This is a genomic window from Ruegeria sp. K11 (assembly GCF_056531905.1).
In genome coordinates, this window is sequence record NZ_JBQFMP010000001.1 from 213,336 (window position 1) to 226,700 (window position 13,365).

Annotated in this window: 15 protein-coding genes; 6 read left to right on the forward strand and 9 right to left on the reverse strand. The window is 59.9% G+C overall.

The features are described 5' to 3' along the window. Window positions 1-34 precede the first annotated feature (34 nt). Window positions 35-436: a MerR family transcriptional regulator gene (locus tag ACR0K4_RS01065; protein WP_480515654.1), complete on the reverse strand. Its 402-nt coding sequence runs from the start codon at window positions 434-436 to the stop codon at window positions 35-37. A 263-nt stretch (window positions 437-699) separates the two neighbouring features. After that, on the reverse strand, window positions 700-1,068 hold the full coding sequence (locus ACR0K4_RS01070) for a MerR family transcriptional regulator (RefSeq protein WP_480515652.1): 369 nt from the start codon (window positions 1,066-1,068) through the stop codon (window positions 700-702). Between the two features lie 116 nt (window positions 1,069-1,184). Between ACR0K4_RS01070 and ACR0K4_RS01075 the strand changes: the two genes are divergently transcribed. Genes ACR0K4_RS01075 through ACR0K4_RS01085 form a run of 3 tightly spaced genes read left to right on the forward strand, consistent with a single transcriptional unit; the run spans window position 1,185 to window position 3,446 of the window. Next, entirely contained in the window at window positions 1,185-1,604 is a 420-nt protein-coding gene (locus tag ACR0K4_RS01075) for a PaaI family thioesterase (protein ID WP_480852493.1), read from the forward strand. Beyond that, window positions 1,605-2,123 (forward strand): PaaI family thioesterase, encoded by a 519-nt coding sequence (locus ACR0K4_RS01080; RefSeq protein WP_480515648.1) that lies wholly within the window; start codon window positions 1,605-1,607, stop codon window positions 2,121-2,123. 6 nt (window positions 2,124-2,129) lie between these two features. Beyond that, window positions 2,130-3,446: an MATE family efflux transporter gene (locus tag ACR0K4_RS01085; RefSeq protein ID WP_480852494.1), complete on the forward strand. Its 1,317-nt coding sequence runs from the start codon at window positions 2,130-2,132 to the stop codon at window positions 3,444-3,446. Here ACR0K4_RS01085 and arsC read toward each other — a convergent pair. From arsC to ACR0K4_RS01105, 4 genes are read right to left on the reverse strand one after another with little or no spacing between them, the layout of a single operon-like run. Next, window positions 3,443-3,784 (reverse strand): arsenate reductase (glutaredoxin), encoded by a 342-nt coding sequence (arsC, locus tag ACR0K4_RS01090; protein ID WP_480515644.1) that lies wholly within the window; start codon window positions 3,782-3,784, stop codon window positions 3,443-3,445. The two genes, ACR0K4_RS01085 and arsC, sit on opposite strands and share 4 nt — an antisense overlap. Continuing rightward, window positions 3,781-4,839, reverse strand: coding sequence for a quinone-dependent dihydroorotate dehydrogenase (locus ACR0K4_RS01095; RefSeq protein ID WP_480515642.1), 1,059 nt, complete (start codon window positions 4,837-4,839; stop codon window positions 3,781-3,783). The genes arsC and ACR0K4_RS01095 overlap by 4 nt, the downstream gene beginning before the upstream one ends. Continuing rightward, a complete protein-coding gene (locus tag ACR0K4_RS01100) occupies window positions 4,836-5,267 on the reverse strand; it encodes a DUF1330 domain-containing protein (RefSeq protein WP_480852495.1) in 432 nt (143 codons plus the stop codon). The genes ACR0K4_RS01095 and ACR0K4_RS01100 overlap by 4 nt, the downstream gene beginning before the upstream one ends. Next, window positions 5,264-5,602: a DUF952 domain-containing protein gene (locus tag ACR0K4_RS01105; RefSeq protein ID WP_480515638.1), complete on the reverse strand. Its 339-nt coding sequence runs from the start codon at window positions 5,600-5,602 to the stop codon at window positions 5,264-5,266. Before ACR0K4_RS01105 ends, ACR0K4_RS01100 begins: the two co-directional genes overlap by 4 nt. 108 nt (window positions 5,603-5,710) lie before the next feature. Between ACR0K4_RS01105 and ACR0K4_RS01110 the strand changes: the two genes are divergently transcribed. Next, entirely contained in the window at window positions 5,711-7,297 is a 1,587-nt protein-coding gene (locus ACR0K4_RS01110) for a bifunctional metallophosphatase/5'-nucleotidase (RefSeq protein ID WP_480852496.1), read from the forward strand. A gap of 61 nt (window positions 7,298-7,358) precedes the next feature. On the opposite strand, the gene ACR0K4_RS01115 is transcribed toward ACR0K4_RS01110, so the two are convergent. Further along, complete coding sequence (locus ACR0K4_RS01115; RefSeq protein WP_480852497.1) at window positions 7,359-9,011, reverse strand: tetratricopeptide repeat-containing sulfotransferase family protein; 1,653 nt, start codon at window positions 9,009-9,011, stop codon at window positions 7,359-7,361. Between the two features lie 49 nt (window positions 9,012-9,060). Between ACR0K4_RS01115 and ACR0K4_RS01120 the strand changes: the two genes are divergently transcribed. Then, window positions 9,061-9,726 (forward strand): SOS response-associated peptidase, encoded by a 666-nt coding sequence (locus ACR0K4_RS01120; protein WP_480852498.1) that lies wholly within the window; start codon window positions 9,061-9,063, stop codon window positions 9,724-9,726. Window positions 9,727-9,770: 44 nt separating this feature from the next. After that, the gene (mnmH, locus tag ACR0K4_RS01125; protein WP_480852499.1) at window positions 9,771-10,823 is read left to right on the forward strand and encodes a tRNA 2-selenouridine(34) synthase MnmH; all 1,053 of its coding nucleotides are present in this window, start codon (window positions 9,771-9,773) and stop codon (window positions 10,821-10,823) included. On the opposite strand, the gene selD is transcribed toward mnmH, so the two are convergent. Further along, window positions 10,814-12,973: a selenide, water dikinase SelD gene (gene selD, locus ACR0K4_RS01130; RefSeq protein WP_480852500.1), complete on the reverse strand. Its 2,160-nt coding sequence runs from the start codon at window positions 12,971-12,973 to the stop codon at window positions 10,814-10,816. The two genes, mnmH and selD, sit on opposite strands and share 10 nt — an antisense overlap. Before the next feature lie 5 nt (window positions 12,974-12,978). Next, window positions 12,979-13,365, reverse strand: coding sequence for a Na+/H+ antiporter subunit G (locus tag ACR0K4_RS01135; protein ID WP_480515627.1), 387 nt, complete (start codon window positions 13,363-13,365; stop codon window positions 12,979-12,981).

Sequence of the window (13,365 nt, forward strand, 5' to 3'; positions counted from 1 at the left end):
CTTTAAAATTCAGGTCTTCGAGGGACCGGCAGATTTATTCTGCGGCGTTTTTTTCGGTTTTCATCGAGGCGATGACTTTTTCGCCCCAGCGCAACTGCTCTTTCAGATCGTCGATAGCCTGAGACAGCTCTTCCCGGCGGGCTTCCATATCTGCCAGACGCTCGCGCGCAATTTCGAATGTGCGCGTCATCTGGGTCATCTGCTGGTCGCCCACATGGTACAGGTCCAGCAGTTGCCGGATTTCCTCGAGGCTGAACCCAAAGCGCTTCCCCCGCAGGATCAGCTTGAGTCGAGCACGATCCCGCTTGGTGAACAGGCGTTTCTGTCCTTCGCGGATCGGAAACAGAAGTTCTTTGGCCTCATAGAACCGCAGGGTGCGAGGTGTGACATCATAGGTTTCACACATTTCGCGGATGGTCATCAGGTCTTCGGTCATCGTTTCATTTCTCTCGTCGCTGGCGTCTATCAAAGTCAGTTGCGCAGTCGATGCGCTGTTTACAACACGGAGATGACGTTCACGTAATGCAAACGCTACGTCACATTCAAAGTTGACGTGGCTTCCTTGCGCGTCAAGATGCGGATGGCAGGAAAATCCGAGTGTGACGTGACGGCACAACCCAAGGGTTTGTCTGGGAAAACCGGCTTCAGCGGTTCACAGTTCACGAAAAAATCAGCCGGGGTGTACGGTAGAGGGCAGGCTCAGCCCAGTGATTTGGCAGTTTGATCGCGCATCTGCTGCAAGGCCTCGATGGCTTCATCCAGCTGCTGACGCTGTTGCAGCAGCTCTTTCATTTGCTCATCGGCCATTTTCACGAAGGCCGCCATCTGGGCTTCGTTCCCTTTGTCTTCGTAGATCAGAAGCCATTGGCGGATGTCTTCCAGCGGGAAACCGTATTTGCGGCCGCGCAGGATCAGGGTCATGCGCGCGCATTCCCGGGGGCCGTAGAACCGCGATCGCCCCTCGCGTTCAGGTTGCAGCAGTTCAATATACTCATAATAGCGCAGGGTGCGCGGGGTTACGTCGAACTCGGCGCACATCTCTTTGAATGACAAACGGTTGCCGGGCATTCCTGATCTCCTTGGCGACAGGTTATGGCGTGCTGCGACCAAGCGCAACAGGCAGGCTTGCCCTTTGCCACGTCGCAAGCCCATAAAGGGTGCAACACAGGACAGGACCGCATGCTATGACGGACAAAACAGTATTGGCGCGCCAGTTTATCGAGGCGATTCCCCATGCAAAGGCTCTGGGTCTGGACCTGACCTATTTGGGGGAGGGAGAAGCCGAGATCACCATGCCTTACAATGAGCAGCTGATCGGCGACCCCCGGACCGGAGTGATCCATGGCGGCGCTGTTTCAACCATCATGGACACCTGTTGCGGGGCTGCGGTCATGAGCCACCCGGCAGCACCGGGGGCGACAGCGACGATTGGCCTGCGCATTGACTATATGCGGGTTGCGTCACCCGGTCAGACAATCCGAACCCGGGCCGTCTGCTATCATATTACGCGCAATGTGGCATTTGTCCGGGCGACCGCGATGGATGATGACACGGACCACCCGGTGGCGACGGCATCAGGGTCGTTCACGGTCGAGAGCCGGTAGATGGCGCGCCCTCGTCCTGAACCCATGCAGGTGGTCAAGCACCGCCGCGACGCTGCGCTGAACGCGCTGGTCGAAGGGGTGCCTTACATCCAGTTTCTGAATATCAGCTTTGACCGGCGCGGTGATGAATTGACCGGCGTGCTGAATTTTGACCAGAAACTGATCGGTAACCCGTTTCTGCCAGCTTTGCACGGCGGTGTGACGGCGGCGTTTCTGGAGGTCACAGCCGTCATCACGCTCAGCTGGGAGCATATGTTTCCGCAGATCGAAAGTGGTGAGATCGATGCTGATGACCTGCTGACCGATGGTCGGATTCGCTTTCCCAAGACGATTGATTTCACGGTCGACTATTTGCGATCCGGTCTGCCGCGCGATGCCTATGCCCGGGCGTTTATCAGCCGGTCCGGGCGGCGCTATGCCTCGGTTCGGGTCGAGGCGTGGCAGGACAATCATGCCCGGTTGTTTGCGCAGGCTACAGGGCATTTCCTGATGCCGCAGCCTCCGACCGGCGACCAGTAAGCCGCGATGCAGACGGTTTCGGCGCCCATCACGCACAAACGGGTGCTGAAGGTTGCAGCGCCGATCGTGTTGTCCAACGCCACGGTGCCGATTCTGGGCGCCGTGGATACCGGCGTTGTCGGGCAGATGGGTCTGGCAGCCCCGATCGGGGCCGTTGGCATGGGGGCGGTCATACTGTCTGCGCTCTATTGGATGTTCGGCTTTTTGCGTATGGGCACGACCGGCCTGGCGGCTCAGGCGCGCGGGGCAGGGGATGTGGCCGAAACCGGCGCGCTGCTGATGCGGGGCCTGTTGCTGGGCGGTACGGCGGGGGTGCTGTTTATCCTGACCCAGATCTGGGTGTTCTGGGGCGCATTTGCCCTGTCCCCAGCCAGCCCCGAGGTCGAGGCACTGACCCGGGATTATCTGCAGATCCGCATCTGGGGCGCACCGGCTACCATTGCGCTTTATGCGGTGACAGGCTGGCTGATCGCAATCGAACGCACGCGCGGCGTGTTTTTGTTGCAGGTCTGGATGAACGGGCTGAACATTCTTCTGGATCTGTGGTTTGTGCTGGGTCTCGGCTGGGGCGTGGAAGGCGTGGCCATTGCCACGCTGATCGCCGAATGGACCGGGCTGGCGCTGGGCCTTTGGTTATGTCGCAGCGCCTTTGCCGGGAACCAGTGGAAAGACTGGCCGCGGATATTTGACGCGGCGCGTCTGCGCCGGATGCTGAAGGTGAACGCCGATATCATGATCCGGTCGGTGCTTCTGACGGGCTCGTTCACCACGTTTCTGTTCGTTGGCTCTGACCTTGGAGACGTCAATCTGGCGGCAAATCAGGTGCTGCTGCAATTCCTTGAGATCACGGCCTTTGCGCTGGATGGTTTCGCCTTTTCGGCCGAGGCTCTGGTGGGCGGCGCGGTGGGGGCTCGCGACAGGCACAAGGTGCGACAGGCGGCCGTGATGGCCTCGCAGTGGGGGGCCGGTGGCGCGGTTGCGCTTGGGGTCCTGTTCTATCTGGCCGGGCCTGCGTTGATCGACCTGATGTCCACCGCACCCGATGTTCGCATCGCGGCCCGAGAATTCCTGTTCTGGGCCGCAATTGCGCCCGTGATCGGGGTCGCAAGCTGGATGTTCGACGGCATCTATATCGGGGCCACCTGGACCCGCGCCATGCGCAACGCGATGATCCAATCCGTCGCCATCTACGTGGTGGCCCTGTTCATTCTGGTCCCGGCGCTGGGCAATCACGGGCTTTGGGCCGCCCTGATGGTTCTGAACACGGCACGCGGGGTGACGATGGGCTGGCGTTACCCCAGGCTCGAGGCACAGGTGACCTAAAGCAGCTTCAACAGGTTTTCCGGCGGGCGACCGATGGCGGCCTTTTCGCCCGCTATGGCCAGGGGACGTTCGATCAGGATCGGGTTTTCGGCCATGGCCCGGATCAGTAGGTCTTCGGGGCTTGTCTTGGACAATTCCAGTTCCTTGAATCGCTTCTCGCCGGTCCGCATCATCTCAATGGCGCGGATCCCAAGCCGCTCAATCACGGTACGGATTTCATGTTCCGAAGGTGGGTTCTCAAGATATTTGCGTGTCTCAATCTGTGCGCCGTTCTGTTCCAGCAGCGCAAGACCGGCGCGGGATTTCGAACAGCGGGGGTTGTGCCAGTATTCAATCACAGCCAGTCCTCTCGTTTGCTGCCAACGGCCTGTGCGACAGATGTGAACCCGTCGCGTGCAAGCAAGTCATCCAAGCCGCGCGCGATATCAGAAGCCAGTGAGATGCCGCCATAGACCATCGCAGTATAGAACTGCACCGCCGAGGCCCCGGCGCAAATCTTTGCATAGGCCTGTTCTGCCGAACTTATCCCGCCAACGCCGATCAGGGGAATTTGCCCGCCGGTAATGTGGCTGAGCTGCGCCAGAACGCGGGTGGACTTTTCGAACAGCGGTGCACCGGACAAGCCACCCGTTTCCGTCTTGTGACGACTGCGCAGCCCATCTCGGGACAGGGTTGTGTTGGTTGCAATCACGGCGTCCACGCCGCTTTCCTGCGCCACATCCGCGATGTCCTGAATCTCGGCCTCCGATAAATCGGGCGCAATCTTCAGGAAGACGGGTAAAGGGCGGGGCAGGGTGTTGCGCGTGTCGATCACGCGGGACAGCAATGCTCCGAGGGCGGCTTTGCCCTGCAGATCGCGCAGCTTTTCGGTATTGGGCGAAGAGACATTGACTGTGGCAAAATCCAGATGCGCCGCACAATGGGCAAGCACTTTTGCAAAATCTCCGGGCCGGTCTTCGCCGTCCTTGTTCGCGCCGAGGTTCAGGCCAATCACGGCATCCCTGGGGCGCGTGGAGAGGCGATCTGCCATCACCTCCATGCCTTCGTTATTGAACCCAAACCGATTGATGGCCGCCTTGTCTTCGGTCAGACGAAACAGTCGGGGCTTGGGGTTGCCCGGCTGCGGGCGCGGCGTCACTGCGCCGACCTCGATAAACCCGAAACCTGTGCGGGACAGCGGGGTCAGAACCTCGCCGTTCTTGTCGAACCCGGCGGCCAGCCCGACCGGGTTGGGCAGGTCCAGACCCGCGATCTGCGTGCGCAACCGTGGTGAAGTGATCGGCCCCGGCATGGGGGCCAGCCCCGCCTTTAAGGCCTTGATTGACAGGCCATGGGCAGTTTCCGGGTCCAGCTTGTGCAGGGCAGCAAGGCCCAGTTTCTCGGTCAGTCTCATCCGAAGCTTTCTCCGCCTTGGGTCGGCGCGCAGCGGATCAGGCGCGAGGTTTCTACGGCGGCTTGCCGGTGCACAACTGCGCGTTGGTAATCCGGATCGGTGACCATCTCAAGAAATGCATGCGCGGTCGGGTAACGTGCAATGAAGACGGCGTCCCATTGTTCGTCCTCGGGGCCAATCAACGTGGTTTGAAACGCGCCGCGCCACAAGATCGACGCGCCCAGCCGCGCGATGATCGGCGCGGTGTCTCTGCCATAGTTGCGGTAGGCCTGCGCGCCAGTCAGCCCGGCATCCGCCAGATCATGTCCCGCCGGATACACCGCCCGGGCGCGAAACCGGACCAGATTGAGCATCTCGATCGGATGGTCCCGGTCGAGCCCCTTGAACGCCTCGAACTGGGCGCGGTCGGGGTCCACAAATCCGGTCATTCCATCCGCTCCGGAAACTGATGCGCCTGTCCGTCGTAAGGCAGAGGGTGCGACCACACGACATCGCTGAGGCGGATCTGACGATAGAGATGCGGGAACAGTGCATCCCCGCGCGACACCTCCCATTTCAGGTCGTCACCCATGGCTTCGGCATCGCAGGCCAGCAGGGTCAGACCATCGATACCGGCAAAGTGCTTTGCAGCGGTTTCAGCTGCCTGAGTGGCTGTCGAGAAGTGCACATAGCCATCGGCCACATCTATCGGCGCCCCGTCAGTGGCCCCTTCGGCCTGCAATGCCGCCCATTCGTCGGCGCGGAAAATCTTGTATATCAACATGTGCCGGTGATGCCCCGCGCGACGGGTAGAATCAAGCCGGATTTCCCCCTTTGACTCTTTCTGCGACACGGCGCACCATCGCCGCAAATAACAACAGGGAGTTTCCAGATGTTCACCCGTTTTCTGGCATCAGCCGCCATTCTGGGCCTGACCGCTGGCATAGCCGCAGCCGAATACAAGCTGACCATTTTGCACACCAATGACATTCACAGCCGGATCGAATCCATCAACAAATACGATTCCACCTGTGACGCCGAGGGCGAGGCCGAAGGCAAATGTTTCGGCGGCGTTGCACGGCTGAAAACCATCGTCGATGCCCGTCGGGACGCGTTGCAGGACCAGAACGTTCTGCTGCTGGATGCTGGTGATCCGTTTCAGGGCTCATTGTTTTATACAACCTATAAAGGTGCGGCAGAGGCCGAGTTCATGGACGCCATCGGTTATGACGCCATGGCTGTCGGTAATCATGAATTTGACGATGGGCCGGAAGGTCTGGCCGCCTTTATCGACGCAGTCAGTTTCCCCGTAATCTCGGGCAATCTCGATCTGTCATCGTCGGCAGAGTTGAAAGGCAAGGTCGACAATCATCTTGTTCTGGATGTCGGCGGCAAGAAGATCGGCATTGTGTCCGCGCTGGCCACCGATACGGTCGATACGTCCAGCCCGGGCGACGATGTTGTCTTTCAGGACGAAATCGAAAGCCTGCGGGCGGATGTAGCTGCATTGCAGGACGAAGGCGTGGATATCGTCATTGCCCTTAACCATGTGGGCCTGTCCAAGGATATGAAAATCGCCGAACAGGTGCCGGGCCTGGACCTTGTCATTGGCGGCCATTCGCACACGCTGTTGTCCAACACGCAGGACGGTGCGGCGGGTGCCTATCCGACCATGGTGGGCGATGTCCCGGTCGTGCAGGCCTATGCCTATTCCAAATATCTCGGTGAGATCACGCTGACCTTTGATGACGACGGCAATCTGATCTCGGCCGAAGGTGAGCCGATCCTGCTGGACGCATCCGTCACCCCTGACCCCGATATCGCAGCCCGCGTGGCCGAAATGGGGGCTCCGATCGAAGAGATGAAGCAGCGCGTGGTTGCCTCTGCCGCTGCTCCGATTGACGGCGCGCGGGACTCCTGCCGCCACATGGAATGCGAGATGGGCAACCTTGTGGCTGACGCGATGCTGGACCGGGTCAAGGATCAGGGCGTTCAGATCGCGATCCAGAATGGCGGCGGTCTGCGGACCAGCATCGACGTGGGTGACATCACCCAGGGCGAAGTTGTTCTGGTTCTGCCGTTCCAGAACACGCTGTCCACCTTCCAGACCGACGGCGCGACCATCAAGGCGGCGCTGGAAAACGGCATGGCGCAGTTCGATGAAGAGGAAAAGAACGGCCGGTTCCCACAAGTCGCGGGGATGCGCTATGAGTTCGATCCCGAAGGCGCGACCAACGAACGTATCACGCTTGTCGAGGTCAACCATGACGGCGAATGGCGGCCGCTTGAGATGGACAAGGTCTATGGCGTGGTGACCAACAACTATGTCCGCAACGGGGGTGACGGGTACAAGATGTTCTCGGGTGATGACAAGAATGCCTATGATTTTGGCCCGGATCTTGCAGATGTCACCGCAGAATATCTGGCCAAGAACGCACCGTATCAGCCTTATCTGGATGGGCGAATCAAGCAGAAATAACCTGCTGGGAATTAAGAAAAAAGACCGCCCTGGCCGGGCGGTCTTTGCATTGGAAATCGGGTCAGTCCCAATCGTATTCGGGCCAAAGGTTCGGGTCAAACCCGGCAAGCATGGGCTGAATGTGGTCGGCAACTGCACGCCAGCCCCCGACCGACCTGGCCGAGATACCTTCGCGCACCTGATCGACACTGGCGGTCCGCACATGTTTGGTGTTTTCCTCGGGCCGTGTCATCCGATCATGCCATTCGATCCCGCAGAACGCAGCGACGGATCGGCTGTGGGCTTCGGGGTCCTGAACCAGATTTTCATATGAGACTGTCAGAATACGGTCGCCGAACAGATCATTCCAATGGCTCATGTAACGGCGATACAGGTTGGCCGAATGGGCAATGGCCGCAAGGTCCGAAGCATAGCGCATGCCCCCGACGGGAAACCGGCGGATCCACTTTGACAGCCCGACATCGCGCGGATCGCGCAGCATGTTGATGACCTTAGCGTTTGGGAACGCCGACAGCAGGAAGCCGACCAGCTGGTAGTTGTGAGGCATCTTATCGACAAAGGCGACCGAACCGTCAGGGATCGGCGGCATCAGCCGTATGAATTCCTGCGCGTATTCGCGGGCTTCTGCCTCGCCAAAATCCTTGCCGTCATCGATGTAGGGCAAGGACAGATCGGTCCCCAAAGCCAGTTCTCCGCACCCGGCAATATCAGGTCCTGCACTCAGCATCATTTCCATCAAAGTGGTGCCCGAACGCGGTTGACCGATTACAAAGATCGGCACCGGCGCGGTGGAATGTCCCGACTTTGCCAACGTCGATGCGTCCGGGAATAGCTGACAAATCCGGTCCAACTTGTTTTCTTCATCCGCAGCGACATAAGGATTCCCAGCCTGCTGCATCGCGTTGGCGCGGGCAAACTGTGGCAGGGCCGTCTCCAACCCGTCTTGCAACATTATCAGCTGAGCCTTTGCGAATTCCAGCTTATCAGACGCATGGCCCAGACCGGTTATCGCATCTTCTACCTGTTTCAGCCATTCCGACGCCTGATCTTTGGGGACAACCGACGAGAGTTGAAGCAACGAGGCCTCATGGCCGGGAGATGTCTTCAGAATGTCCCGCAGAATGCGCAGGCACCCCGATTTGTCGCCCGCGTGATGCAGGTTCCGGGCCATTTGAAAGGCGACTGCCTCTGATGTCGGGTCCAGTGCATAGGCGCGTTTGATGTCGTCCGTGCTGTGTTGCTCAAAGCCAATACGCTCATATGCGCGGCTGCGGATGGCCAGCACATTTGCATCGTCAGGGCGCGTGTTCAGTCGATCCGAGGCGTTTGCAATCACCTCGCGCCAGTTTTTGCCTTTCAGCTCGATTTCATCCACTACCCGCGCAAGTTCCGTGTTGCCGGGAAACTGCTCAAGCTTTCTTTCGGCAAAAGACAAAGCCTGCAGCAACTGACCGGTTTGAAGCAGCGCGTTGGCTAAATTCTCGGCAAATTGCGGATCGTTCGGTTTCTGTTTCGCAGCCGCTGCAAAATGGGGGATGGATTTGCGATACTGCCGTTGTTCGGTCAGAACGAACCCGGCAATGGCGTGGTAATCCGGATCTTTCGGGAATTTTTTTACTCCCAACAGCGCCTTCTTGAGCGCTTGCGGCAGTTTTCCGGCATTGAGATCATCCAGCGCTTTGTTCTTGAGGGATTTCGCTGTTTGATGTGCCATAAGCGCGCAAGACCTGTGCCGGTATGAAAGGATGAGGGGTTCATTGCTGATGTGTGGACGGTTTGCAATAACTCTTCCAAATGATGCGATGGCACAACTGTTTGCCGCGCGCCCGGCAAATGCGCTGCCAGATGTACCCAATTACAACATTTGCCCAACCAATCAGGTGCATGTGATCCGGTCCTCGGACGGGGTGCGGCGCCTTGATGCGCTGCGGTGGGGGTTTCTTCCGCATTGGTACAAGACCGAAACCGCCGGGCCCCTGCTGATCAACGCGCGGGCCGAGACGCTGGCGGAAAAACCTGCGTTCCGTTCGGCTTGCCGGGAACGGCGATGTCTGATCGTTGCGACCGGTTTTTTCGAATGGACCAAAACCGAAGAGGGGCAACGCCTGCCCTGGTACATCCACCGCGCAGATGGCGCACCGATTGCCTTTGCGGGCGTCTGGCAGAATTGGGGAGCCGAGGACAACCGGCAGGGGACATGCGCGATTGTCACGACGCAGGCCAATACCAATCTCGGGGTTATTCATCACCGTATGCCCCTGATCCTCGAACCCGCCGACTGGCCGTTATGGTTGGGCGAATTGGGCAAAGGGGCGGTGCGTCTGATGCGCCCCGGAGCCGAAGATATTTTGCAGTTTCACCGGGTGGATACGGCGGTCAATTCGAACCGCGCCAGCGGACCGGACTTGATCGCTCCTATCGCGGCCTGACAGTTGCGCTTTCATATCAGTTCAGCGCAGGATAAACCGCTGGCATGGTTCAGACATTCATCAGCTTGCCTCAGCTTTACGCGCATACGTTCGACGCGGTGATCGACGTGCGCAGCCCGGCGGAATTTGCCGAGGATCACCTGCCCGGAGCAATCAACCTTCCGGTTCTGGACAATGACGAGCGGGCCGAGGTGGGCACCATATATGTCCAGCAAAGCCCGTTTCTGGCTCGCAAACTGGGTGCGGCCCTGGTCTTTCGCAATGCTGCCAATCATATCGAACACCGCCTGTCCCATCATGAGGGCGGTTGGCGACCGCTTGTCTATTGTTGGCGGGGGGGGCAGCGGTCCGGGTCGTGTGCATGGATGTTGCAGCAGATCGGCTGGCGGGCGGATGTGATCGAGGGCGGATATCGGACCTACCGCCGTCTGGTGAACAGATACCTGTATCAAGACCGGCTTCCTCATCGTCTGATCGCGCTGGACGGCTATACCGGCACGGCCAAGACCGAGATTCTGGCGCGGCTGGATGCCCGTGGCGCTCAGGTGCTGGATCTGGAAGGGTTGGCCAATCATCGTGGGTCGCTACTGGGCGAACGACCGGGCGGGCAACCTGCCCAGAAGGCTTTTGAATCCGCGCTGGCCGCTGCGTTATGTGCCTTTGATCCGGCGCGCCCTGTGGTGGTCGAGGCGGAATCGTCCAAGATCGGCACGCTGATCGTCCCGCCTTCGCTTTGGACGGCGCTGTGTGCAGCGCCGCGCATTCAGGTCAACGCGCCGATCGAGGCGCGCACGGCCTATCTGGTCGAAGCTTATGACGATATTCTGTCGGATACTGCTCGGTTGCAGGACCGCCTGTCGCCCCTGCGCTTTCATCGTGGGCATACGGTGGTCGACGGTTGGCTGACGCTGCTCAGATCAGGCGACAAACACGCGCTGACCCGCGCGCTGATGGAGCAGCACTACGACCCGGCCTATGCGAAGTCCAGCCGCAGCCGAAAGGCTGACATCCTTGCGCAGATCGAGGTCCCTTCGCTGCAGGATGCAGGTCTGGAGGCGGCGGTGGACGGGATCGAAGATATTCTGTCTCAGCTTTGAAGACGCAGACCGGGCTGGTCGGTCAGGAGCCCGATGATGGCCGCGGGGTATCCTGCATGTCGCAACTCTTCGCACAGTTTCTGCGCATCATCGGGGGGAACGGCGGCCAACAGACCTCCGGCAGTTTGCGGATCGAACAAGAGATCGGCCTTGCCTCCTTCGGGCAGATCATAGGCAATTGCCCGATTGTCGTTGAAGATCGACGAACGGACGCCGCTGTTGCTGAGGTCCAATGCGCCCATCATCAGAGGGACAGCCTCCAGATCAATCGAGGCTCCGCAATCCGAGGCTTCGCACAGGCCGCTCAGGTGGCCCGCCAGCCCAAACCCTGTAACATCCGTCATTGCATGAGCGGCGCTGAGAATCCGCGCGGCCTCGCCCTGTTTCTGTATCATCTGGCGATAGGCTGCAGCGACCCAGGCACCGTCGGCCTGACCGGACATCTCGGCGGCCATCAATACGCCGCTGCCCAACGGTTTGGTCAGGATCAAGGCATCCCTTGGTTTGCCACCGGACAGGGTGATCGGATCGTTTTCGCACAACCCGGTGAGGGTAAATCCGATGGTCATCTCGTCACCCATCGAGCTGTGGCCGCCGACAATATCAGCACCGGCTGCGCGCATGGTCTCATCGGCAGTGGCCATGATATCGGCCATGGTGCGATGTTGCAGGTCAGGTGACAAGCGCGGCAGTATGATCGTCACGGTGGCGGCCTGCGGCTGTGCACCCATTGCCCAGATATCCCCCAGTGCGTGTACGGCTGCGATGCGTGTCATCAGGACCGGGTCATCAGTGATGCTGCGCAAATGGTCTGTGGTCATGACCTGCCGCGCCCCGCCAGTTGTCAGCAGGGCCGCATCATCACCGGGCAGGGGCGTTACATCGGTGCGACCGGGCGGGGAAAGACCCTCCAACGCGTTTTGCAACGCACCCCGCCCGACCTTTGCGCCGCACCCGCCGCACAGGGGCGCTTTGCCGAGTGCCTCTTGCAATCCGGCTGCATGGTGCCGTGGCAAAGCCGGCGCTTTCATGCTTGGCAGGTTTCGGAATTTGTTCATGAATGTCTGATCGATGTGGTTTTTCCATTTCCACATCAGGGACCCGCTGAACGAAGTGCCCAGCCGTTCCGCCAACGCTGCCTTACCCCCCAACGAAATCAGCTTGAGATAGTCTTTTTGCGGTTGATACCGCCGCATCTGACCCGCCCCAAGCGCCGCACGCAGGTTGTCGAACAGAACCGGCGCCTCACGGACCGCATAGACCCCGGCTTTGGGGCGCGGGTTGTCTGCAAGATGGGCGCAATCACCGGCGGCAAAGATCGTGGGCGAGCTGGACTGAAGAAACCCGTTGACCCGAATGTAGCCGTCCTGCAGCTCTAACCCTGACTGTGCCATCCAGTCGTACGGCCGTGCCCCGGCGGCCCCGGTGATGAATGTTGCGGAAATCTGGCGACCGTCCTGTAATACGATCTGGCCTTCAGCGAGGTGCGAGATCGGCGCGTTTTCGATCACCTCGACCCCAAGTGCGTCCATCGCCCGGCGGATGGTGGCAGCGGCCTTGGTCCCTGTGGCCGTCAGGGCCTGCGCATTGTCGATCAGGGTGACCTGCGCGCTGCGTCCTTTGGACTTCAGCGCATGTGCCATGGCCATGACAAGCTCGACCCCGGCCACACCGCCGCCAATGACGGCAACCGAGGCAGGGCCGGTTCCGTCCAGATAACTTGCCCATCGCGCGGCAAACGGACCCAGCGGTTTGGCCGGGATCGCGTGATCACCAAACCCCGGAAGGGCGGGCATGTCGGACGTGATCCCGACATTGACCGACGCGACGTCGAACGCGATCGGAGGATAGCCCGGGACGTGAACCCGCTGCTGCGCACTGTCGATCCCTTCAACGGCCCCCAGAACAACGCGCGCCCCCGCGAACCGGGACAGACGGACCAGATCGATATCCAGCTCCCACCGGTCGTAATGCCCGGCGACGTAACCAGGCAGCATTCCCGAATAAGGCGCGGTGGGACCGGGGTTGATGACCGTCAGCCGCGCACCGGGTAGCGGGTTCATGCCCCATTGTCTCAGTACCAAAGCATGCGTATGCCCGCCGCCTATCAAAACCAGATCGCGGGTCAGAGGCAGCGGTGGTGTATGCATGAGGTTCAGTTCTTGCTGTGGTCAGGGACGTCCTCGACCTGCTCGACCGCGTGCGTGGCCCAAAGTTCATCCTCGCCCGCATCCGGCAGATCGCTGGATTTTTCATGCCGATGAATATGCCATTTGGCAATGAACAGGGCCGTGATCGGAGCGGTCAGGAACAAAAACAGCGTGATCAGCAGTTCATGCAGCGACAGTTTGCCTTCCAGCAGCACCGAATGAGCGATCGAGGCCAGCAAAACGCCGCCCACGCCCAGCGTCGTCGCCTTTGTCGGCGCGTGCAGTCGCGACATCGGGTCTTTCAGCTTGATCATGCCGAACGAGCCGACAAAGCCGAAAATGCCCGAGACAATCAGGAAAAAGGCGATGAACAGTTCGAAGATGAAAGTCAT

What these genes read in the sequence shown, in the direction of transcription:
- ACR0K4_RS01105 (WP_480515638.1), bottom strand. Translation starts at nt 5,602, where the DNA reads ATGTTGATATACAAGATTTTCCGCGCCGACGAATGGGCGGCATTGCAG.
- selD (WP_480852500.1), bottom strand. Translation starts at nt 12,973, where the DNA reads ATGCATACACCACCGCTGCCTCTGACCCGCGATCTGGTTTTGATAGGC.
- ACR0K4_RS01085 (WP_480852494.1), top strand. Translation starts at nt 2,130, where the DNA reads ATGCAGACGGTTTCGGCGCCCATCACGCACAAACGGGTGCTGAAGGTT.
- ACR0K4_RS01120 (WP_480852498.1), top strand. Translation starts at nt 9,061, where the DNA reads ATGTGTGGACGGTTTGCAATAACTCTTCCAAATGATGCGATGGCACAA.
- ACR0K4_RS01070 (WP_480515652.1), bottom strand. Translation starts at nt 1,068, where the DNA reads ATGCCCGGCAACCGTTTGTCATTCAAAGAGATGTGCGCCGAGTTCGAC.
- mnmH (WP_480852499.1), top strand. Translation starts at nt 9,771, where the DNA reads ATGGTTCAGACATTCATCAGCTTGCCTCAGCTTTACGCGCATACGTTC.
- ACR0K4_RS01065 (WP_480515654.1), bottom strand. Translation starts at nt 436, where the DNA reads ATGACCGAAGACCTGATGACCATCCGCGAAATGTGTGAAACCTATGAT.
- ACR0K4_RS01075 (WP_480852493.1), top strand. Translation starts at nt 1,185, where the DNA reads ATGACGGACAAAACAGTATTGGCGCGCCAGTTTATCGAGGCGATTCCC.
- ACR0K4_RS01080 (WP_480515648.1), top strand. Translation starts at nt 1,605, where the DNA reads ATGGCGCGCCCTCGTCCTGAACCCATGCAGGTGGTCAAGCACCGCCGC.
- ACR0K4_RS01095 (WP_480515642.1), bottom strand. Translation starts at nt 4,839, where the DNA reads ATGAGACTGACCGAGAAACTGGGCCTTGCTGCCCTGCACAAGCTGGAC.
- ACR0K4_RS01100 (WP_480852495.1), bottom strand. Translation starts at nt 5,267, where the DNA reads ATGACCGGATTTGTGGACCCCGACCGCGCCCAGTTCGAGGCGTTCAAG.
- ACR0K4_RS01135 (WP_480515627.1), bottom strand. Translation starts at nt 13,365, where the DNA reads ATGACTTTCATCTTCGAACTGTTCATCGCCTTTTTCCTGATTGTCTCG.
- ACR0K4_RS01115 (WP_480852497.1), bottom strand. Translation starts at nt 9,011, where the DNA reads ATGGCACATCAAACAGCGAAATCCCTCAAGAACAAAGCGCTGGATGAT.
- ACR0K4_RS01110 (WP_480852496.1), top strand. Translation starts at nt 5,711, where the DNA reads ATGTTCACCCGTTTTCTGGCATCAGCCGCCATTCTGGGCCTGACCGCT.